Source organism: Franzmannia qiaohouensis (assembly GCF_031451695.1).
GTDB lineage: Bacteria > Pseudomonadota > Gammaproteobacteria > Pseudomonadales > Halomonadaceae > Franzmannia > Franzmannia qiaohouensis.
Genome location: NZ_JARWAM010000013.1, coordinates 100,358 through 121,777, shown reverse-complemented (window position 1 = coordinate 121,777; position 21,420 = coordinate 100,358). Strand labels below are relative to the sequence as shown.

Sequence of the window (21,420 nt, the reverse complement as noted above, 5' to 3'; positions counted from 1 at the left end):
AGGCAGCAGCATAACAAGCACAAGCAGCAGAGGAGCATCACCATGCCCATCACCAAGAATAGCAGGATGAAAGTCGCGGCCCTGACCGTGGCGGCGGCCATCGGGCTGCCCGGCCTCGCCATGGCTCAGGAGGTCACTATCGGCGTGTCGATACCTGCCGCCACCCACGGCTGGACCGGCGGGGTCAACTTCCACGCCGAACAGGCCAAGGAGCGTCTCGAGGCACTGCACCCCGAGATTTCCATCACCATCACCACCGCCAGCGACCCGGGTGGCCAGGCCAACGACCTCGAGGATCTGGTCTCGCAGCGCAATATCGATGCGCTGGTGGTGCTGCCCTTCGAGTCGGGGCCGCTGACCGACCCGGTGCGTCGGGTCAAGGAGTCCGGGGTGTTCGTCACCGTGGTTGACCGCGGCCTCGAGCAGGAGGGGATCGAAGACCTCTACGTGGCCGGCAACAATCACGAAATGGGCCGGGTGTCCGGCGAGTATATTCGCGACCAGCTCGACGGCGAGGGCGATATCGTGGTGCTGCGCGGGATCCCTACGGTGATCGACGAGGAGCGCGTGCAGGGCTTCCAGGAAGCCATCGAAGGCTCCGAGATCAACATCCTCGACATGCAGCACGCCAACTGGAACCGCGACGACGGCTTCGAGGTGATGCAGGACTATCTGGCTCGCTTCGACCGCATCGATGCGGTGTGGGCCCAGGATGACGATATCGCCCTCGGCGTCATCGAAGCGGTGCGCCAGGCCGGCCGTGAGGATGAACTGTTCATCGTCGGTGGCGCCGGCATGAAGGACATCATCGCGCGGGTCATGGAAGGTGACGAACTGATACCAGTGGACGTGCTCTATCCGCCGGCAATGATTGCCACTGCGATGGATCTCACCGTCCAGCACTTCACCTCCAACGGGCCGGTGACCGGGCAGTACATCCTCGGCTCTCCGCTGATCACCCAGGAGAACGCCGAGCAGTACTACTTCCCCGATTCACCGTTCTGATCGAGCCAGGCGGGCGTTCGACGCCCGCCTTCGACGACAACCATCGGAGCCCACTATGCAAACCATCAAAGGGCCGGCGATCTTTCTCGCTCAGTTTGCCGGTGACGACGCCCCCTTCAACAGCCTCGAGAGTATTGCCCGCTGGGCGGCGGAGCTTGGCTACGAGGGCGTACAGATTCCCAGCTGGGATGCGCGCCTGATCGACCTGAAACGCGCCGCCGACAGCCAGACCTACTGCGACGAAATCAAGGGCACCCTGGCCGAGCACGGCCTGGCACTGACTGAACTTTCGACCCATCTGCAGGGCCAGTTGGTGGCCGTGCACCCCGCCTATGACGAGATGTTCGACGGCTTCGCCGTACCCGAGGTGCGCGGCAACCCCAAGGCCCGCCAGGCGTGGGCCGTGGAGCAGCTGATGCTGGCCGCCAGGGCCTCGAAGAACCTCGGCCTGACCGACCACGGCACCTTCTCCGGCGCGCTGGCCTGGCCCTATGTCTATCCGTGGCCGCAGCGCCCGGCAGGGCTGATCGACGCCGCCTTCGACGAGCTGGCCAAACGCTGGCGGCCGATCCTCGACGCCTTCGACGAGGCCGGGGTCAACCTCTGCTACGAGATCCATCCCGGTGAGGACCTGCACGACGGTATCACCTTCGAGATGTTCCTCGAGCGGGTCGGCCACCATCCGCGCTGCCACATCCTCTACGACCCCAGTCACCTGATCCTGCAGCAGCTCGACTACCTGGGCTTCCTAGATGTCTACCGCGACCACATCCAGATGTTTCACGTCAAGGACGCCGAGTTCAATCCCAGCCCCAAGCAGGGCGTCTACTCCGGCTACCAGTCCTGGACCGAGCGCGCCGGGCGCTTCCGCTCGCTGGGCGACGGCCAGGTCGACTTCAAGTCGATGTTCTCGTGGATGGCTGCCAACGACTACCACGGCTGGGCGGTGCTGGAGTGGGAGTGTTGCCTCAAGCACCCGGAGGTCGGCGCCCGCGAAGGGGCCACCTTCATTCGCGACCATATCATCCAGGTAACCGAGCGGGCCTTCGACGACTTCGCCGACGCCGGCGTCGACGAGGCGTCCAACCGCCGCCTGCTGGGACTCGACTGAAGGATACGACGACATGAGCCAACAACAGGATAGGTCCCGCCGGCTGCGCCTGGGCATGGTCGGTGGCGGCCAGGGTGCCTTCATCGGCGGCGTGCATCGCATCGCCGCCAGGCTCGACGACCACTACGAGCTGGTCGCCGGCGCCTTCGCTTCCGACCCCGAGCGCAGCCGTTCGGCGGCCGCAGAGCTGCACGTAAACGAGGCGCGCGCCTACCCCGACTATCGCACCATGGCCAAGGCCGAAAGCCAGCGTGACGATGGCATCGATGTCGTGGCCATCGTTACGCCCAACCATCTGCACTTCGACGTGGCGAAAACCTTCCTCGAGGCCGGCATCCACGTGATCTGCGACAAGCCGATGACCACCAGCCTGGAGGACGCCCAGGCGCTGGCCGCGCTGGTCGAACGCAGCGGGCTGTTCTTCGGCCTGACCCACAACTATTCGGGCTACTCGCTGGTGCGTCAGGCCCGCGACATGGTGGCTGCCGGCGAACTCGGCGAGCTGCGCGTGGTGCAGGTCGAATATCCCCAGGACTGGCTGTCGACGCGCCTCGAGGAGAGCGGCGTCAAGCAGGCCGAGTGGCGTACCGACCCCAAGCGTAGCGGCCCGGCCGGCTGCCTGGGCGATATCGGCACCCACGCTTATCACCTGGCACGCTTTGTCACAGGGCTCGAGCTCGAGTCGCTGGCAGCGGACATGCACACCTTCGTCGAGGGCCGCGCGCTGGATGACAACGTGCACATGATGCTGCGCTTCAAGGGCGGCGCGCGGGGCATGCTGTGGTCGAGCCAGGTGGTGCCGGGCAACGAGAACGGCCTCAAGCTGCGGGTCTACGGCAGCCAGGGCGGCCTCGAGTGGCATCAGGAGGAGCCCAACCGACTGCTCCACTCGCCGCTGGGCGAGCCGCCGCGCATCCTGACTCGCAACGGCCCGGGCCTGGGCGAGGCGGCGCTGGCGGCGTCGCGAATTCCTCCCGGGCACCCGGAGGGCTATCTCGAAGCCTTCGCCCAGCTATATGGCGATTTCGCCGAGCAGATCCGTGCTCGCCAGCGCGGACGTCCGGCCGAGCCGCTGGCCCAGGGCACCCCGGGGGTGAGCGACGGGGTCGATGGCCTGCTATTCATCACCCGGGCGCTGGCGTCGTCCGCGGCGGGAGGCGCCTGGGTGGATGTGTGAGGCCTATACCCTCGACAATGGCCAACTGCGGCTGGTGGTGGCGCCGTGCAACGGCGCCAGCGTGGTGCGCTTCGAGGCGCTGACGCCGGCAGGTTCGGTGCCACTCTTGCGACCCGGTGAAGGACCGGATGACGACCCCAACCGCATGGGCATGTACCCGCTGCTGCCCTGGTCCAACAGAATCTCCGGCGGTGGTTTCCACTGGCGCGGTCGCGACCATCGCCTGTTGGCCAACCTGGCCGGCGAGCCGCTGCCGATTCACGGCGACGGCTGGCAGCAGCCCTGGCGGGTGGTGGCACTGGCGCCAGAGAGGATGCGCCTAGCGCTGCACTCGGACTGGCAGCCGCCGTTCGACTACCGCGCCCTGCTGGATTATCGGCTGGAGGGCGCCAGCTTGGTCGTCGACCTGCATCTGACCCACTTGGGCAAGCTGCCCATTCCCTACGGCGCGGGCATGCACCCCTGGTTTGTGCGTACACCGGATGTGCGTCTCTCGGCCCCGGCCAGCGGCGTCTGGGAGGTAGACGCGGCACAGCTTCCCAGCCACTGGCGGCGCTTGAACGCAGACGACCCCTGGCAGTTTGCCGATAATGCGGTGCTGCCCGAGGGACGCATCGACAACCTGTTCACCGGCTGGCGCGGGCGTGGCCGGCTTGGCTGGCCGCGGCGGGGTCTCAGCATGGCGTTTAGTGTGGCGCCGCGGCTTAGCCGTTACCTGGTGTTTTCACCGGGGTACGACGCCGACTTCTTCTGCTTCGAGCCCGTCAGCCATACGGTCGACGCCCACCATTTCAACGACCCGCTTGGCGAGGGGCTGGTCGAGCTGGCCAGCGGTGAAAGCCTTGGGCAGCGCTGGCGCTTCGGTCCGGTGCAGTGGCATGGCACCGGCTAATCAAGGAGGTACCGCGATGGCGGCTGAGATCGAAATAGCGCTCGAGCTGAACATGAGCCTTGGCGAGAGCCCGCTGTGGTCCGAGGCGCGCCAGACCCTCTACTGGGTGGATATCAATCGCGGCATGATCTACGCCTGGCGCCCGGAAAGTGGCGCGCCGCCGGAGACCATCACGCTGGAGGAGAAGGTCGGTTGCATCGCGCTGTGTGAAGACGGGCTGTTGGCATCGATGAGCTCCGGAGTCGTGCGGCTGCGCTTACCCTTCGACGGCCGGCTAGAGCGCCTGGCGGCCAATCCAGAGTGGAATAAAGAGGGGAAGAAAGAGGGAAAAGAAGAGCAGCAGGGCAACCGCTTCAACGATGGCCGTTGCGACCCGGCGAGGCGCTTCTGGGTGGGCACCATCGACGCCGAGGAGCGCCACCCCACGGCGGCACTCTACTGTCTCGAGAGCGGCGAGCTGGTGCGCCGCGAGGCGAAGCTTGGCATTGCCAACGGCTTGGCCTTCAGCCCCGACCAGCGCTGGCTCTACCACACCGACTCGCTGACGCGGCGCATTATGCGCTACCCCTTCGATGCGGCCAGCGGTGCCACCGGCACGCCGCATACATGGGTCGATCTGCAATCGCTTGGCCTGCCGGGGGTGCCGGACGGTGCCGCAGTGGATAGCGAAGGCTGCTACTGGAGCGCCCTCTACGACGGCGGCCGCGTGGTGCGCTTCTCGCCCCAGGGCGAGCTGCTGGCCGAGATCGAGGTGCCGTGCCCGCACCCCACCATGCCGGCGTTTGGCGGCCGTGACCTGCGTACGCTGTATATCACCACTGCTACCCAGCATCTGGACGCGGAAGGCCGCGCGCGCTGGCCGGCGGCGGGTGGTTTGCTGAGCGTCAACCTCGACGTGCCTGGGCTTGCCGAGCCGGTGTGGTCGGAGAATTAAGCTGGCATCACTGCGCGGCGATCCGCTCGCCCAGCGCCCGCATGAAGCGGCCGCCGGCCTCAAGCTGCTCGATGTCGATGTACTCGTCGGGCTGGTGTGCCTGGCTGATGCTGCCGGGACCGCAGATCACCGTGGACAGCCCCTCGCGCTGGAACTGGCCGGCCTCGGTGGCGTAGGCCACGGCGCCGCCTGCAATCTGCTCGCCGAGCAGGTCGTGGCATAGCGTCAACGCCGCGGCGTTGTCGCGGTCGGCCAGCGCCGGCACGGTGGCGTTTAGCGTTTCGGTGACGATGCCGGTGTGCGGCGCGCGCTGGCGCATTTCGGCTTCGAGCTGGCTGGCGTAGTCGGTGACGCGGCCCAGCAGCTCGTCGAAACGGTCCTGGGGCAGGTGGCGGATCTCCCAGTCGAAGCTGCACTCCCGGGCCATGATATTGATCGCCGTGCCGCCGGCAATCTTGCCGACGTGAAGGCTGGAGTGGACCACGTTGAAAGCCTCATCCACGCGGCCCTCCGCCTTGAGCTCGCTCATCACGTCCTCGATCCTGGTGACCAGGCGTGCCGCCACATGAATCGCCGAGACACCCTGGTTGACCTGGCTGGAGTGGGCGGCGTGGCCGGTCACGGTGGTGCGCAGGTTGGTGGCGCCCTTTTGCGCGACCACCGGCGCCATCGAGGTGGGCTCGCCGACGATGACCGCCGCCGGGCGCGGATGGTCGGCCATCAAGCGTTCGATCATGCGCGGCGCGCCGACGCAGCCGATCTCCTCGTCGTAGGAGAGCGCCAGGTAGATCGGCTTGGGCAGGTCGAGCGCCACCCAGCTCGGCACCTCGGCCAGGGCGCAGGCGATAAACCCCTTCATGTCGCAGGTGCCGCGGCCGTAGAGGCGGCCGTCGCCCTTGTCGACCAGCATGAACGGGTCGCTGGTCCACGGCTGGCCGTCCACCGGCACCACGTCGGTATGCCCCGACAGCACCACGCCGCCCTCGACGGCGGGACCGATGCGTGCCAGCAGGTTGGCCTTGCTGCCGTCGTCGCTGTCGATGCGCCAGTGCTGCACGCCATACTCGTCGAGGTAGGCCTCGACCCACTCGATCAGCGCCAGGTTGGAGTCGCGAGACACGGTGGGAAAACCCACCAGCGTCTCCAGCAGCGTCGCCGCGTCGTTCATGCTGATGTCCCTTTTCATTGAATCCCATCAGCCTAGCATGAGCCGGGGGCGCCTTCGCCACTCGTACTTCTCATGAACATGTTGGCCACACCTGAGGAGGCCTGACGAATCATCATCTTGTGCTAAGAGATCACGACATGTTCACGAAACGCATTTTTTTCGACACGTCCCGCGGATATGTCGATGGTATCGACATGACGGCAGCCTTGGAGAGGCGTGAAGTTAAAATAACGCTAGGTCTTATTTTAATTTAAGCCGTAACTTAAAATAAGGCGCAATGCGATTTTACCCAGACCCGCTTTCGAGCGATGAGAGACTTGAGGTCGAGTGCCACAGCATGGTGGTCGATACGCTGGGTACGCCCATCGTGGATGATGTGGCGTCAGACTGACCGGGAGATTCCATGAAGCCCTTTTCCATCCTGCTGATCCGGCTGCTGGGCCTGTATCTATTCCTGAAGACGCTGTTTTCGGTGCTACCGGCGCTGATCAGCCCAATGGGTAGCAGCTACTGGTCTGCCGAGGTGTTTCCCATGTTGATGGCCACGGTGGCCGTGCCGATGGTGGGCGGGGTGCTGCTGTGGTGCTTCGCCGGTCGCCTGGCTGGGCGGCTGCATGGCGATTCGGATGCTGGCGTCGACGCCACGGATGTTGACCTGGTGCGCGCCGGCACCTTCCTGATCGGCGTCTACCTGCTGGTCCGATACGTCAGTATGTTGGTAGGCGTCTATGTGTCCTCCGGCGACCTGGCCTATGATGCCCTGGTCGCTGTGGCGGCGGGGATCGGCATGATGCTGGGCGGTAGCTACCTCGTAGCGTTGTATTGCAGGGTCAAGTATTTCGGTGCCGATAGGTAAGCCGGCCGACGGCCGCTTTGCTCTCTACAGCACCTCCCGCGTTGCCTCCATGACTCGCCCATCCACGCCGCGCTGAATCTTTTCCTCGATCTCGCTGCACAGCGACTCCACCTTGGGCAGCGTGGTCGCGGCGACCACGAAGGTCCACTCGCTGGCTTCCAGTCGGTCGAGCTCGCCGCTCTCGCAGACCGCGACCGCCGGGTTGCGTCCGAAGCGCTCATGCAGACCGCCCATGCGCTGGCGCTTCTCCTTGAGCGAGCGACAGCCGGGCAGGGAAATGCTGAGGGTCAATACGGCAATATGCATGGTCGCTTCAGTCACCTGTGCCGATGGTCAGCCGCAGCGCCTGCAAGCCGTCGAGCTCCAGGCGCACCTCATCCGAGAAGAGCGGGTGGCCGAGCATGCGAATATCCAGGCTGGCGTTGGCGCCGCGGTAGCGCACGCTGGTCGATAGGTGGGTGTCGGTGGTCAGCGGGGCCAGCGGCCCATAGTCGACGCTCTCCACCGTCAGCGCGCCGAGCCCCCGCGCCTCGAGCTGCTGCTCGATGGCCTGTGTCGCGGCCATCCCGTAGTAGACATAAAGCCCGCCGTAGGCCAACCCGGCGATCACGATAAGCGATAATAGACGACCCATGGGCTACTCCTGATGGAACCCCGCCCAAGCGGCTGGGGAGGTGAAGTTATACTACGCCACGATGAGCGGCAGGGTTGCCGGGTTGCCAGGCACCCTCGCGGATCATCGGGCAGCCGCTGACATCGTGGTTATAGAGATAGAGCCAGGCGGGGCCCAGGGCCGTGGTATGGATGACTCGCTCGAAGTCGCCCTGCTTGGGAGTGCGCACTCGGTGATCCTCGAGGTGGTCGAGGCCGGCGAGCAGTTGGGCGTCGACCTTGAAGACTTCCACCTCGACGCCCCGCGATGGCTGCGGCTTGGCGCCAGGATAGGGGCCCAGGTCGTAGAGCGTCACCGCGGTCAGGCGGTCACTGCCAAGATACTCGGCCCCCGCAAGCCAGTGGTGATTGCGCAGCCCACGTTTCAAGGTGCCGTAGACGGCCACCAGCGGGCTGTGGGCAATGGCAAGTACGGGGGTGTGCATAAGTCATCTCCGTAACGCTGGATAGTGCGGCATATTCTAACACTCCAGCAATGCGGTGCTATGCGACGCTCCCGCGGGGCTTTCCCGGATGGTCGACTGGTCCTGCGCGCGCGTTGATGGCAGGCTTAGGCGGTCAGCTTCTTGAGCCGGGCCCGTCAGTACCCCCTGCTACCAGGAGCAGCAAATTGCTGCAGTGATGTATTAATAAAAATTAATTTAAAAAACTATATAGGTGCGACGATTTTTCTGCGAGGTCCTTCCTCAGCCAAGATCCCGTGAGTGGTCTGTGCTGATCGAAGCCACAAGGACATCGACGATATGCGTAGGGAGCATGGGTCATTGTCATCACTAAACGCGCAATATCGCATACATTGGCTGACTGGACAGCTTTGCGAAGATAGCAAGGAGTCAATGTACCGTAATTCCATCAACGAGAGGGTGCGGTATGAGACCTGCCTGTCGTTGATGTTGGCGGCCGCGGTCTTTGGCACCTTTGCCATTACCGACTACTACCTGCTTGGCTTGACGAGAGAATATTATCTACTGGTCACCATGCGCATCGTAGTAGTCAGTCTCTGCCTTATCCTTGCATTCGCCATCGCACGCTGGGGCAGCTATTCGCATCGGCTCTGGTTGCGCGCTTTGCCGCTCTGGATACTTGCAACGGGGATCATCCTGATCGTTCCGCTGCGCCCCGAGAGCCTCTCAACCCAGGTAACAGCCGTAGTGCTGGCCACCATGGCGTTCTTCCTGCTGATCCCCAACCTGCTGACGGTGGTGACCTTCGCCAGCCTTTTTTTAAGTATCGGCTTCGTGGCTGCCGCGGTACTTTTTGCCGAGATTTCAGCGGTGGATACGCTTCGCATAGCACTGCTGTTAATGATGACCAATGTCGTGGGGTACTGTGCTCTGCTGCGCTTGGAGAGGCTGCAGCGCAATCAATACTCGTTGCTTAACGAAGAGCGCGATCAAAATCACCAGTTGCTCAAGGAAATAGCCCATCGCAAGTCCCTGGAAGAACAACTGCGCATGGTTGCCGAGCGGGATGAGCTGACGGGGTTGAATAGCCGGAGTCATTTCATGAAGCGGGCCAAGGCCCTGCTGCAGAGTTCACGATTGGAAAAGATGCCGTTCAGCTTTTTCATGATCGATGTGGATCACTTCAAGAGCATCAACGATACCTGGGGGCATAGTCACGGGGACTGGGTTCTGACCAAGATCGCGGAGGTCTGCGTGCACTCACTGCGCCCCACTGATGTGATAGGCCGTTTCGGTGGTGAAGAGTTCGTGGTAGCCCTGCCTAACACCGGCCCTGACGATGCTCAAGTCGTGGCGGAGCGCTTGAAGATGAAGGTCGCCGAGCTGCCGTTAAAGGAAGATATGAGTGGGCTTAGCCTGAGCGTTACCATCGGCATCGCTATGGCAAACACTGAAAGTGTCGATCTCGAAGCCTTGATCTCCCAGGCGGATCAGGCGCTCTACGTGGGCAAGCGAGACGGCAGAAACCGAGTGGTGATGTGTCGCGGAGGATTGGGGAATGGATGAGTCAGGCGTAGTAAATTTTGCCGAAAAATTCTGTAAGTTTTCTGAACACTGGTCGCCTCGCGTAGTTGCGGAAATGAACGACTATCAGTTCAAGCTGGTCAAGTTAGAAGGCGATTTTGTTTGGCATGATCACAAGGATACGGACGAGGTTTTCCTGGTGATCAAAGGGACAATGGGCATCGAGCTTCGGGATGGTGTGGTTAAGCTATCTGAAGGTGAGATGTATGTTGTCCCCAAAGGCATAGAGCATAAGCCTTTTGCCGAAAGTGAGTGCCATGTCCTCCTGATCGAGCCAAGGGGCGTTGTCAATACGGGGGAGTCAGGCGGCGAGCTCCAGGCGGAGAATGATGTCTGGGTGTAGTCCTCTTTTCTCTCGTTAAAAGTCGCTATTGGCGTACGTCCTGTACAGCCCTGGCTGCCAGATAGGCTGGCAGCCTATCTTTAGACAGGGTATGCAGTGGTAGCGCAGTGCTGGAACAGCCGGAGGGGAGAAGAGGTACCGCTATAGCCTATTGCGTTACCCGCTGCTCCTGCACGGCGAGTCGCAGTAGTGGCACTGACTTACGCTCGTGGCGGATCTGCTGTATGCCAAATGAAAAGAAGCCGCTTTCCTGCGGAAAGCGGCTCCCAGCGCTGTCATATCAAGCTATCGTCAACACTATTTCTCGGACGTGCTAGTCGACTTCTTGCTCTTGTCCGCGTGCTGCTGATTTTTCTGCCGGGACTCTTCACCTTCGCCCTTGCCCTTCTGCATGCTCTCGCGGACCTGTGCTTGCCCTTTTTCAAGATTTTCCTGAAACTGCTGCTGGCCCTTCTGCATGTTTTCTTCGAGCTGCTTTTGGCCCGTTTGCATGCTGCTCATGGCCAGTTGCTGGCTCTCTTTCAGGTATTCCTGGCTCAGGGAGCTGATTCTGTCAGTGTCGGCTTTCAAGCGCTCGCTCATATCCTTGATGGACTGCTGCTGCTCTTCGACCACCTTCCGGAAGCTTTCCGAATCCTTGACCTCCAGCCAGGAGCGGGATTGGGCCAGGCTTGTCTCGGCAAAGGCGCGAACCGCATCGAACTGCGTCGAGAACAGCTCTTCATAATAATTGGTGGTCAGAGATCCATAGGCACGTACCGGCTCGACGATCGAGCTCTCGAACTGCTGCTTGGCACGGTCGGTCTCTTTCTGGGTGGTTTTATCAGCATCCTGCTTAGTCTTCTCGGCGCTCATTTAGCACCTCCATGTCGGTGAACTGATTACATAGAATACGCGCTGGCTAATGAGTGCCGCCCCGGTAAACAGCCCGGTTTCCCAGCGAGATCGGCAATATCTGCGGAGGGGGTTTTGAGAGCACCCGGCGCTCAAGGCGTCGCGTTCATATGATCAGTTAGAGACTAGGCTGAAGTGGCCAATCATTCTGTGCGCCAGCACACTGATTCAGTCTGTGCACCTTCACTCCCGTTCGTCCCGCGTCGAGCGCAGCAGCACGCGGTCCATGCCGCGGGTGCTGAGCACACGCTTGAGCGCGGCAAAAAGATGGGTGGGCACGGTCACCGCGTAGCGGGGCCTCGGCCGGCGGCTCTCCAGGGCATGGATGAGCTTGTCTATCACGGCCTCGGGGCCAAGGGTGAAGGGGGCCTTGCCCTCCTGGCTGGCCAGGCGGGCTTCCACCTTGCGGTAGGTGTCGGCATGGGCACTGTGAGTGGTGTCGATATTGGCCTTGAAGGCCTGGTAGGCGTTCTCGCGAAAGCGGCTGGCGATGGGGCCGGGCTGGATCAGACTGATATGGATGCCGCTGCCGGAGAGTTCCTGGCGCAGGGTGTCGGTGAGGCCCTCGAGGGCGAACTTGGAGCAGACGTAGGCGCCGCGGTAGGGCAGGGCGGCGAAGCCGAGCACCGAGCTGTTGTGGACGATGCGGCCATAGCCCTGGGCGCGCATCATCGGCAGTACCCGGGCGGTGAGTTCGTGGGTGCCGAGCAGGTTGGTCTCCAGCTGCTCGCGCAGTACCGCACGGGTCAAATCCTCGACGGCGCCGGGCTGGCCGTAGGCGCCGTTGTTGAACAGCGCCGTCAGTTGCCCAGCGGTGCGCGCCTCTACGGCTGCTACCGCGGCCTCGATGGAGGTGCTGTCGGCCAGGTCGAGCGGCAGTGCCTCGAAGCCTTCCTCCTCGAGCCGGGCGACGTCCGCCGCCGCCCGGGCGGTGGCGAAGACCCGCCAGCCGCGCTTGGCCAGCGCATGGGCCGCGGCATGGCCGATGCCGCTGGAGCAGCCGGTGATCAGTATGCTGCGCGTAGACGTCTCGGGGGCGTCTGGCATTCTCGTCTCCTGGTGGTTTTGTGGTGCAGGGTGGCGTTGAGTCTCACGGTGGCGTGCCGATCATCCGCTCCAGCTCACGGTTGAAGGCCGCCGGCTTGGCCATGTGCAGGAAGTGGTCGCTATCTTCCATGATCACGGCGTCGAACTCCGCCAACAGCTGCCGGTTGGCGTCGATGTCGGTGGGCCACAGGTCGGCGTTGATCGCCGCCACGGGGATCGTCAGCTCAGCGAAGTGCCGCGCCGCTTCGCCATCGGCATGCCGCGACAGCATCTCCTGCATGGCGCTCATCGCCACCTCGGGCGATGCGGCTGCCATGTCCTGCATGACCCAGTCGCGCAGCGTGGCATCGGTGCTGTCGATGAACATCGACGCCACGAACTGACGGGCGGCCGGGGCGAAGTCCTGCTGGAGCGGTTCCAGCAGCTCGTCGCGCTGCTCCTGGTCGATTTCCGCGGCCACGTCGTGGAAGGTGTCGACGCCGATGATGCCGATCACGCGCTCCGGCAGCAGGCGTGCCGCTTCGACGCTGACCGGCCCGCCCATGGAGTGTCCGATCAGGATCGCTTGCTCCACTTCCAGGTCGTCGAGTACCGCCTTCACGTCCTCCCCGAAGGCCGGCAGGGTATAGGTCTCACGCCCCTGGCCAGAGTGGCCATGCCCGGCAAGGTCGACCGTCACCACGCGATGGCGCTGCGCAAAGTGCGGCAGCTGCCCGCGCCAGTAGCGCCCGTCGCCGCTCCAGCCATGGATGAAGACCAGCGTCGGCTCGCCGCTGCCCTGCACCTCGTAGGCAATCGGCACGCCGTCCGCCGAGTCGGCCATTCGCGGCCAGTTGACCTCGGCCGCCAGCGCCTGGCCGGCAAGCGCCAACAGCAGCATCAGGCCCACGCCGTATACCGCAACTCTGCTCATGAGGACCTCCCTCGAGTGTTCGTGACTACTGCAGCATAGATGAGTCATAGGCTATTCAGCAGGGGGCATCGCGCCTGGCGTTGCGGAGGGTCATGCGCTTACCAACCTGGCCCGGCTGGTGCCGTTGCCCAGCGGCTCGACCTGAATCTGCACCGGGATACGCTCGTGCATCTCCTGTACGTGGGAGATCACGCCGACGCGGCGGCCCAGCGCCTGCAGGCCGTCGAGCGCCTCCATGGCCAGCGCCAGCGACTGCGGGTCGAGGCTGCCGAAGCCTTCGTCGATGAACAGCGACTCGATGGTCAACTCGCCGGAGGCCATCGAGGCCAGGCCCAGGGCCAGCGCCAGTGACACCAGGAAGGTCTCGCCGCCGGAGAGCGAGTGCACCGAGCGGCGCTCGTCGCCCATGTCGTGGTCCACCACCAGCAGGCCGAGCTCGCTGCCGCCGCGTACCAGACGGTAGCGGCGGCTGAGCCCGGCGAGGTGCAGGTTGGCGTGCTCGAGGAGCTGCTCGAGGTTGTAGGCCTGGGCGATGCGCCGGAACAGTTTGCCGTCGGCGGAGCCGATCAGCTCGCTGATCTGCCCCCAGCGGCGGTGCTCGGCACGCGCGGCCTCGCGTTCGGCCTGGCCGGCCTGCTGGCGGGCGCGCTTGCGGTCGTCGTCGCCGAGCGCGAAGGCGGCGTCGTCGCGGGCCTGCTGGGCGGCCTCCAGCTGGGGGGCCAGGGCCTGGCGCTCCTCGCTGAGCACCTGGCGCAGGCGGTCCAGCTCGGCCTCGGCGCGCTCACCGAGCAGGGCATCCTCATCGTCGTCGGGGTCCAGCAGCCCCTGGCCGCGGCGGTGTTCGAGCAGCGCCGTGCGCCGCTCGGCCAGGGTGGCGGCGGCGCGCTGGCGGGCCTGGTCGGCGGCCTCGATTCGCTGCTCCTCTGCGCTGGCCTCGTCGTCGCCCTGGGCCAACAGGCGGGCGAGCGTGGCATCGTCCAGCTCGGGGTGGGCACCGCGCCAGGCGTCCAGCTCGGCGCTGAGCGTCTCGAGCTCGTGGCGCCTTGCGCTGAGCTGCTCGGCCTCGTAGTCGCGCTGCTGAGTAAGACGCAGCCGGGCCTGTTCGGCAGCGTGCTGCTGAGTAAGTGCTTGCTCGCGCTCCCGGCGGGCGCTCTCCAGGGCGGCGTCGAGCCGCTGCTGCCAGGCATCCGGGCTGGCGTGCTCACCGAGTGTCTGGGTCAGGCACCGGGCCAGGGTGGTGCGCTGCTCGCGTAGCGGCGGCAGCTGCGCGTCGAGTTCGGCCAGCCGCTGGTCGGCGCCGGCCTTGTCGGCCGCCAGGCGCGCCAGGGCCAGCTCTCCCTGGCGCAGGGTCTCCTCGAGGGGGGCAAGCTCGGCCTCGGCCCGGGCGAGTTCATCGAGGGTGTGGCGCTCGCGCCGCCGGCGAGACTCGCTGTCATCCTGCTGGGCGCGTAGCCAGGCGTCGCGCTGTGCGTCGTTAACCTCCGCCAGCTCGCCATATAGCGGATGCTCCTGCAGCGCCGACCGGGCGCTGGTTAAGCGCTGGCCGGTCTCCTCCAGCGCCTTGTGGCCCTGGGCCAGGGCGGCCTCCACGGCGCGGTATTCGCCGAGCAGGGTGTCGCGCTGCTGCTGGGCGGCGTCGCGGGCCTGCTTGGCGTCATCCAGCTGGCGCGCTTCTTCCGCCTCCTGGGCAGCGAGCTGGGCAGCCTCGGGTGTCGTGGGCGGCTGCTGGCGCCAGGGATGGTCGAGCCCGCCGCACACCGGGCAGGGCTCGCCCTCCTGCAACTGGGCGCGCAGCTGTGCCACGCTCTCGCTGCGCACCGCGCGGCTGCGCTCGATCAGTGCGCTGACGCTTGCGAGGTGGCCCTCGGCCTTGTCAAGGCGCTGGCGCGCGGCCTGGCCCTCCTCCAGCAGCCGCGTGCGCGCTGCCTGGTCTTTCTCCAGCTGGTCGGCGAGCCGACGCTGGTTGGCATGGGTGCGCTCCAGCTCCTGCCAGCGGCCGGCCAGTTCGCCAAGGGCCAGCTGGCGCTGGGCGGCGCTGTCGTGGGCCTGCTGGGCGGCCTGGCGGGCGTCGTCCAGGCGCGGGTGCGTGCCCATCAGCTGCTTGAGGGTCGCCTGCCTGTCATCTCGCTCACGCTGGCGGCCCTGCTGGGCCTCGTGGGCCTTGCGGTGTTCATCACTGAGGGTGGCGGCGCGTGCCTGCTGCTGGCGGTGCGTCGCTGCGAGGTCGGCAAGCTGTTTATCCACGCTTTCCAACTGCTGAGACTGTTCGCGCGCTTGACGTAGCGCGGGCTCGGCGCGCTGCCTGGCGTCGCTGGCGTCAGTGAGTGCTTGCTCCGCCGTTGAAAGCGCTGTAGTGGCGGCTTGCTGGTCTGAGCGCGCCGTCTCCAGCGCGCGCTGTGTCTTGGCGTGGGTCGCCTCCAGGGTGGCGATCTCGCCGGGGAGAGCGGCCTGGCGGGCGAGGGCGTGGCGCTGGGGCGCGATCCGCTGGCGCCAGGCGCGGTCGGCACGCTGCTGCGCCAGCCCCTGCCAGGCGTCGTCGGCGGCTTGCCGCTGGGCAACGCCCTGGCGATAGGCGTCGCGCAAGCGGGCGTCGTCATCATGCCAGCGCTGCCGTGTAGAAAGCCTTTCCTGCTGCTTCTTCAGGTTAGTGAGTGCTTGCTGGGTGACCTCGGCGGCGCGCTCGAGTTCGGTGCGCGCCTCGGGCTCGGCGGGCAGGTCATCGGCGAGTTTGGCGTCGAGGGCGTCCACTGCCTTCTTTGCTTGGCTGGCGCGGCGGTAGGCGGCGATCGAGATTTGCGAGTACTCGGCGGTGCCGGTGAGGCGCTCGAGCAGGTCGCTGCGCTCGTTGTCGTCGGCCTTTAGGAAGGCGGCGAACTCGCTCTGGGCCAGCAGTACGGCACGCGTGAACTGGTCGAAGCTGAGCCCCAGGCGTTCGGGAAGCAGGCGGTCGAACTCGCGCTTCTGGGTGGTCAGCAGCTGGTCGGCGTCGAGATCGCGCAGCGACTGCTCGGCGGCCTGCAGGCGGCCGCTGGCCTTTTCCCGGGCGCGGCGCACCGCCCAGCGGGCGCGGTAGCGGCGGCCGTCGCGGCCCAGGAAGTCGACCTCGGCATGGCCGCTGGCGGTACCGCGGCGCAGCAGGGTGCGCGGGTCGGCGGTGTTGAGGGTCTCGCCCTCCACGTCGGGCAGCGAGGCGTCGCGCACCGGCGCCTGGCGCAGCCGCGGGGTGCTGCCGTAGAGCGCCAGGCACAGCGCGTCGAGCAGGGTGCTCTTGCCGGCCCCGGTGGGGCCGGTGATGGCGAACAGGCCGGCATCGCGCAGCGGCGCGGTGGTGAAGTCGAGCTCGAGGGGGCCGGGCAGCGAGGCCAGGTTGGCGAGGCGCAGGGCGAGGATCTTCATGGCCGCGGCTCCTCGTCGTCGCTGTCCAGCACCTCCTGCAGCAGCTGGTCGAGGTCGGCCATCACCGCCTCGCCGGGGGGCTCGCCCCAGCGCGCTTGCCAGGTGCGCTCGAAGAGCTTGCGCGGCCCCAGGCTCTCGAGGTCGATCCGCGCCGTGTCGGCCTGTTCGGCGACCCGCGGCAGGCGCCGCTCCAAACGCAGCAGGCGCAGGGATTTACCGTCCAGGGCGGCGTCTACCTGGGCGCGCAGGTCGGGAATCGGCGCCTCGAGCTCGACGCGTACCTCCAGCCAGGGCCAGCGCTCACGGGCAAGCGCGGGGTCATCCTCCAGGGCCTCTAGCTCGGCAAGAACCTCTTCAAGGGGCGCGGGGCCGATGCGCAGCATGGCCACCGGGCGCGGCACGCGAATCGCCTCGCTGGCCGCCAGCCTGTCGCCGTCGAGGGTGACCTCGACCACCTGGTGCGGATAGTCGACCTCGCTGAAGTCCAGCGGCAGGGGGCTGCCGCTGTAGCGGATGCGCGCCTCGCCAACCTGCTGGGCGCGGTGCAGATGGCCGAGGGCGACATAGGCGATCTCGGCGGGGAACAGCGACGCCGAGATCGACTCTTCGCCGCCGATCACGATGGGACGCTCGCTGGCTTCCGACACCGCCGCGCCGTGCAGGTGGGCGTGGCTCATGGCGACCAGCGCCTGGCCGGGCTGGCGCCGGTCGCGGGCGGCGGCAATCAGCTGCTGGTGGACCCGTTCGATGCCGGCTACATAGTCGTTGCGGCGTTCGCCATCGTCGGCGGTTTGGTCGCCACCAAGCCCCGCCCCGGTGACCTCGGCGGGGCGCAGAAAGGGCAGCGCCAGGCACCAGGCGCGGGTCTCGCCGTCGCTGTCGGTCAGCGGTACCAGCAGGCGCTCGGCGTCGAGGCGGCCATCATCCAGCCAGTTCACCCGGCCCAGGGCGTGGGTGCGCAGGCGTTTCATCAGCGGTGCCGGCAGTTCGATGCGGTTGCCGCTGTCGTGGTTACCGGCGATCAGCACGATATCCAGCCGCGGCAGCCGCTGGTGGGCGCGGACGATGAAGTCGTAGAGCAACTCCTGGGCGCGCAGCGAGGGGTTGACCACGTCGAACAGGTCGCCGGCCACCAGCAGGGCGTCGGCTCGGCGCTCGGCAAGGGTATCGAGCAGCCAGTCCAGGAAGGCGCGGTGCTCGGCGTGGCGCTCCTGGCCGTGGAAACTCTGACCGAGGTGCCAGTCGGCGGTGTGGATCAGCTTCACGAAGGCTCCTGGGCGATGAGGCGAAAGGCTCGATGATAGCGCCTGGGAACTTCGGCTGCAGCGCATAGGGGATGAGCCATCATCCATTAGTCGCAAAAGCTTTCCGCTGCTTTGCACCTGGCCAGCCGCACCGCTACCCTAGATATTGTACATTGTTGATTTCTTGTACAATTAATTCGCTTTTGCCTCCGCAGACACTGCATTCCGCAAAACAACAACTGGAGTACGCTTGTGAAACGTTTCGCACTGCTTCCCCTCGCTGCCGCCACCGTGATGATGGCTACCGCTACCCAGGCCGTGGCCGACCGAGAAGGCTGGCCCGAGAGCTTCACCATGGGTACCGCGAGCCAGGGCGGCACCTACTACATCTACGGCTCCGGCTGGGCCAACCTGATCGCTGATGAACTCGGCGATATCTCCGGTGGTGGCGAAGTCACCGGCGGCCCGACCCAGAACCTGGCGCTGGTTCACAACGGCGACATCTCCTTCGGCATGGCCACCATGGGGCCCGCGACCGACGCGGTGAATGGTGAGAGCCCGCTGGCGCCAGGTGTGCCGATGGACAACGTCTGCGCCATGTTCCCGATGTACGAGACGCCGTTCTCGATTACTGCCTTGTCGAACTCTGGAATTACCAGCATCTCCGAGATTCCCGACGGTGCGCGCATCGGCTTCGGGCCGTCCGGCTCGACCTCGGATACTTACTTCCCGGCGATCCTCGAGGAGCTGGGCATCGACTTCGAGCGCCGTAACGGCGGCTGGACCGACCTCGGTGGCCAGCTGCAGGACGGCCTGCTCGACGTCATCGCCTTCGCCGCAGGCATCCCGATCCCGGCGGTCAGCCAGCTCGAGGTGCAGACCGACGTCAACATCATCGAGTTCACCGAGGAAGAGCAGCAGGCCGCCATCGAGGCCTTCCCGGTCTCCGAGTTCATGATCCCGGCCAACACCTACGAGACCCTCGAGGAAGATGCTCGCGCCGTGTCGATGTGGAACTTCGCCATCGCTCGTTGCGACCTGCCGGAAGACTTCGTCTACGAAGTTACGCGCATCACCATGGAGAACAACGACAAGATGATGGACGTGCACCGTAGTGCCGAGACCACCATCCCCGAGAATGTCGTGCACAACGACGTTATGCCATTCCATGCCGGTGCCGCGCGCTGGTTCAACGAAAACGGCTACGAGATCGATGACGACATGATTCACTAAGCGCTGCTTGCGTTGATCGCTACGCTTGGCCGCTCACCGTGAGGTGAGCGGCCATTTTGTCTATTGTCAATTCATGCGCTGCCGGCCAACCGCCATCATGGCGGCCAACGCCGTCGCATGATGCCTGGAGGTGACGCTGATGAGCGATAACGACAAGACCCCGCCTTCGGGGCAGGGCGCAGGCGAGGCGGCCAAGAAAAAAGACGCCGCCGAGCTGCTGGCCGATGGCGTCGACGAAGAGGTCATCGAGTCCAACCGCCGGCTGTTCACCGGCTGGCAGTGGGCGCTGTTCGCCGGCCTCGCCGTGGCCTATTCGCTGTTCCACCTGATCACCCTCAACGTGATCCCGATGGAGACCTGGTCGTACCGCGTGATTCACATCGCCGGCGCCTTGATCCTCGGCTACGGCCTGTATACCGGCGGGCGTTTCGCCGCCGACACCCAGCAGGCGGCGCCCAAGTGGCAGACCGTGCTCTCCGCCCTGCTGTTGCTGCCGGCGCTCTATGCGCTGCTGCAGACCGTCCTGATGTGGCGCACCATCGAGGGTGGCGCGATGCGCATCGAGCCGCATATCGAGGCCTGGCACTACGGCTATCCGCTGATCCTGGCCACCGCCGCGGCCATCGTGATGTCGTGGCTGTACCGCCAGGTGCGCGAGAAGTTCGCGCTGCCCGACCTGGTGCTGATGGTCTGCGCGCTGGCCAGCGCCGGCTATTTCCTGGTCATCTACAATACCCCGCTGCGCATGTCCACCGGCACCTCGTTCGCGCCGATGGGCATCTCCTACGCCGCCATCGCCGGCTCGCTGCTGATTCTCGAGATGACCCGCCGGGTCACCGGCAACGCGCTGGTGATCATCTCGCTGGTGTTCCTGCTCTACGTCTGGGGTGGGCCCTATCTGCCCGGCTTCCTCGGCTATCCGGGGCTGTCGATCGGCCGCTTCTTCAGCCAGGTGTATACCGATGCCGGGATCCTCGGCCCGACCACCGCGGTATCGTCGACCTATATCATCCTGTTCATCATCTTCGCCGCCTTCCTGCAGGCCTCCAAGGTCGGCGACTACTTCGTCAACTTCGCCTTCGCCGCCGCCGGCCGCGCCCGCGGCGGCCCGGCCAAGGTATCGATCTTCGCCTCCGGCCTGATGGGCATGATCAACGGCACCAGCGCCGGCAACGTGGTCTCCACCGGCTCGCTGACCATTCCGCTGATGAAGAAGGTCGGCTACCCGGCGCGCAGCGCTGGGGCGATCGAGGCCGCGGCCTCCAGCGGCGGCCAGATCATGCCGCCGATCATGGGCGCCGGCGCCTTCATCATGGCCGAGATCACCGGCATTCCCTACCGCGAGATCGCCGTGGCGGCGCTGATCCCCGCCGCCCTGTACTTCCTCTCGGTCTACTGCATGGTCGACTTCGAGGCGGCGCGCAAGGGCATGCGCGGCATGCGCAAGGACGAGATCCCGCAGTTCCGGCGCCTGGTCAAGCAGGTCTACCTGTTCGCGCCGATCATCATCCTGATCGCCGCGCTGTTCATGGGCTACTCGGTGATCCGGGCCGGTACCCTGGCGACCGCCTCGGCGGCGGTGGTCAGTTGGCTATCGCCGCACAAGATGGGCGTGCGTTCGATCCTCAAGGCGCTGCAGCTGGCCGGTACCATGTCGATCCAGATCATCGTGGTGTGTGCCTGCGCCGGCCTGATCGTCGGGGTGATCTCACTGACCGGGGTCGGCGCGCGCTTCTCGTCGCTGCTGCTCGGCCTGGCCGGGGTCAGCCAGCTGCTGGCGCTGTTCTTCGCCATGTGCATCTCGATCCTGCTGGGCATGGGCATGCCGACCACGGCGGCCTATGCGGTGGCCGCCTCGGTGGTCGCGCCGGGCCTGATCGGCATCGGCATCCAGCCGCTGGTGGCGCACTTCTTCGTGTTCTACTTCGCGGTGATGTCGGCGATCACCCCGCCGGTGGCACTGGCCGCTTATGCGGCCTCGGGGATCTCCGGGGCCAACGCCATGGAGACCTCGACCACCTCGTTCAAGATCGGGCTGGCGGCCTTCATCGTGCCGTTCATGTTCTTCTACAGCCCGGCGATCCTGATGGAGGGCAGCGGTATGCAGATCCTGCGCGTCGCGGTGACCGCGACGATTGGCGTGGTGATGCTCGCCGCGGCCGTGCAGGCCTGGTACTTCGGCGCGGTCAAGGCGTGGCAGCGGTTGCTGCTGCTGGGCGGCGCGATCTGCATGATCTACGGCGGCATCTACACCGATATCGCCGGTCTTGCGGTAGGTGCTGGCCTGCTGCTGATGCAGCGTAGCCGGTCGGGGGGCCGCCCCTTGCCGACCTGATAGCACGTCTGCCCATGCGTTGGATCCTTGGCCTGCGGCCCGCTTCATGGAAGCGGGCCGCAGGTGTTTCTGCCATGACTTGCCAAGCGCGCAAATCTGGACTTGACTGACTAGTCGAGAGGTCGCTTTTGGCTTGCGGCACTGATGCTGATATTCGCTGAACTTTTCTATGGAAAATATTTCCAATATAGTGTGAGAAACGTCACGGCGAT

General features: G+C 65.4%; 19 protein-coding genes. 10 read left to right on the top strand and 9 right to left on the bottom strand.

Going from position 1 to position 21,420, the window contains the following annotated elements; genetic code table 11:
* Positions 1 to 42 precede the first annotated feature (42 nt).
* From QC821_RS17060 to QC821_RS17040, 5 genes are read left to right on the top strand one after another with little or no spacing between them, the layout of a single operon-like run.
* Positions 43 to 1,005, top strand: coding sequence for an ABC transporter substrate-binding protein (locus QC821_RS17060; RefSeq protein WP_309724022.1), 963 nt, complete (start codon positions 43 to 45; stop codon positions 1,003 to 1,005).
* A 55-nt stretch (positions 1,006 to 1,060) separates the two neighbouring features.
* Positions 1,061 to 2,116, top strand: a complete 1,056-nt coding sequence (locus QC821_RS17055; protein ID WP_309724020.1) for a sugar phosphate isomerase/epimerase family protein — start codon at positions 1,061 to 1,063, stop codon at positions 2,114 to 2,116.
* Between the two features lie 13 nt (positions 2,117 to 2,129).
* Positions 2,130 to 3,293, top strand: coding sequence for a Gfo/Idh/MocA family protein (locus QC821_RS17050; RefSeq protein WP_309724018.1), 1,164 nt, complete (start codon positions 2,130 to 2,132; stop codon positions 3,291 to 3,293).
* A complete protein-coding gene (locus tag QC821_RS17045; protein WP_309724016.1) occupies positions 3,286 to 4,185 on the top strand; it encodes an aldose 1-epimerase in 900 nt (299 codons plus the stop codon). Before QC821_RS17050 ends, QC821_RS17045 begins: the two co-directional genes overlap by 8 nt.
* Positions 4,186 to 4,201: 16 nt before the next feature.
* Complete coding sequence (locus QC821_RS17040) at positions 4,202 to 5,119, top strand: SMP-30/gluconolactonase/LRE family protein (RefSeq protein ID WP_309724014.1); 918 nt, start codon at positions 4,202 to 4,204, stop codon at positions 5,117 to 5,119.
* A 7-nt stretch (positions 5,120 to 5,126) separates the two neighbouring features.
* Here the strand turns inward: QC821_RS17040 and argE are convergent, their stop codons facing one another.
* A complete protein-coding gene (gene argE / locus QC821_RS17035) occupies positions 5,127 to 6,287 on the bottom strand; it encodes an acetylornithine deacetylase (RefSeq protein ID WP_309724013.1) in 1,161 nt (386 codons plus the stop codon).
* A gap of 403 nt (positions 6,288 to 6,690) precedes the next feature.
* Between argE and QC821_RS17030 the strand changes: the two genes are divergently transcribed.
* A complete protein-coding gene (locus QC821_RS17030; RefSeq protein WP_309724011.1) occupies positions 6,691 to 7,143 on the top strand; it encodes a hypothetical protein in 453 nt (150 codons plus the stop codon).
* A gap of 24 nt (positions 7,144 to 7,167) precedes the next feature.
* Here QC821_RS17030 and QC821_RS17025 read toward each other — a convergent pair whose 3' ends face one another.
* The 3 genes from QC821_RS17025 to QC821_RS17015 are packed head-to-tail and all read right to left on the bottom strand — an operon-like array spanning position 7,168 to position 8,240.
* On the bottom strand, positions 7,168 to 7,449 hold the full coding sequence (locus QC821_RS17025) for a DUF503 domain-containing protein (RefSeq protein ID WP_309724009.1): 282 nt from the start codon (positions 7,447 to 7,449) through the stop codon (positions 7,168 to 7,170).
* A 7-nt stretch (positions 7,450 to 7,456) separates the two neighbouring features.
* A complete protein-coding gene (locus QC821_RS17020) occupies positions 7,457 to 7,777 on the bottom strand; it encodes a hypothetical protein (protein WP_309724007.1) in 321 nt (106 codons plus the stop codon).
* Between the two features lie 46 nt (positions 7,778 to 7,823).
* Positions 7,824 to 8,240, bottom strand: coding sequence for a gamma-glutamylcyclotransferase family protein (locus QC821_RS17015; RefSeq protein ID WP_309724005.1), 417 nt, complete (start codon positions 8,238 to 8,240; stop codon positions 7,824 to 7,826).
* Positions 8,241 to 8,651: 411 nt separating this feature from the next.
* On the opposite strand from QC821_RS17015, the gene QC821_RS17010 reads away from it, so the two are divergent.
* Positions 8,652 to 9,785 (top strand): GGDEF domain-containing protein, encoded by a 1,134-nt coding sequence (locus QC821_RS17010; protein ID WP_309724003.1) that lies wholly within the window; start codon positions 8,652 to 8,654, stop codon positions 9,783 to 9,785.
* On the top strand, positions 9,778 to 10,146 hold the full coding sequence (locus tag QC821_RS17005) for a cupin domain-containing protein (protein WP_309724001.1): 369 nt from the start codon (positions 9,778 to 9,780) through the stop codon (positions 10,144 to 10,146). Before QC821_RS17010 ends, QC821_RS17005 begins: the two co-directional genes overlap by 8 nt.
* A gap of 297 nt (positions 10,147 to 10,443) precedes the next feature.
* Here the strand turns inward: QC821_RS17005 and QC821_RS17000 are convergent, their stop codons facing one another.
* The 5 genes from QC821_RS17000 to QC821_RS16980 all read right to left on the bottom strand — a co-directional run bounded on the left by QC821_RS17000 (position 10,444) and on the right by QC821_RS16980 (position 17,661).
* A complete protein-coding gene (locus QC821_RS17000; RefSeq protein WP_309723999.1) occupies positions 10,444 to 11,001 on the bottom strand; it encodes a phasin family protein in 558 nt (185 codons plus the stop codon).
* 222 nt (positions 11,002 to 11,223) lie between these two features.
* On the bottom strand, positions 11,224 to 12,087 hold the full coding sequence (locus tag QC821_RS16995) for an SDR family oxidoreductase (protein ID WP_309723996.1): 864 nt from the start codon (positions 12,085 to 12,087) through the stop codon (positions 11,224 to 11,226).
* A gap of 43 nt (positions 12,088 to 12,130) precedes the next feature.
* Positions 12,131 to 13,000 (bottom strand): alpha/beta fold hydrolase, encoded by an 870-nt coding sequence (locus QC821_RS16990; RefSeq protein WP_309723993.1) that lies wholly within the window; start codon positions 12,998 to 13,000, stop codon positions 12,131 to 12,133.
* 90 nt (positions 13,001 to 13,090) lie between these two features.
* Positions 13,091 to 16,396, bottom strand: coding sequence for an AAA family ATPase (locus QC821_RS16985; protein WP_309723991.1), 3,306 nt, complete (start codon positions 16,394 to 16,396; stop codon positions 13,091 to 13,093).
* Complete coding sequence (locus QC821_RS16980; RefSeq protein WP_309723989.1) at positions 16,393 to 17,661, bottom strand: exonuclease SbcCD subunit D; 1,269 nt, start codon at positions 17,659 to 17,661, stop codon at positions 16,393 to 16,395. Before QC821_RS16980 ends, QC821_RS16985 begins: the two co-directional genes overlap by 4 nt.
* Before the next feature lie 246 nt (positions 17,662 to 17,907).
* On the opposite strand from QC821_RS16980, the gene QC821_RS16975 reads away from it, so the two are divergent.
* Together QC821_RS16975 and QC821_RS16970 are read left to right on the top strand one after the other, a co-directional pair.
* Entirely contained in the window at positions 17,908 to 18,873 is a 966-nt protein-coding gene (locus QC821_RS16975) for a TAXI family TRAP transporter solute-binding subunit (protein WP_309724048.1), read from the top strand.
* Between the two features lie 139 nt (positions 18,874 to 19,012).
* Positions 19,013 to 21,208: a TRAP transporter permease gene (locus tag QC821_RS16970; RefSeq protein ID WP_309723987.1), complete on the top strand. Its 2,196-nt coding sequence runs from the start codon at positions 19,013 to 19,015 to the stop codon at positions 21,206 to 21,208.
* Positions 21,209 to 21,420 lie beyond the last annotated feature (212 nt).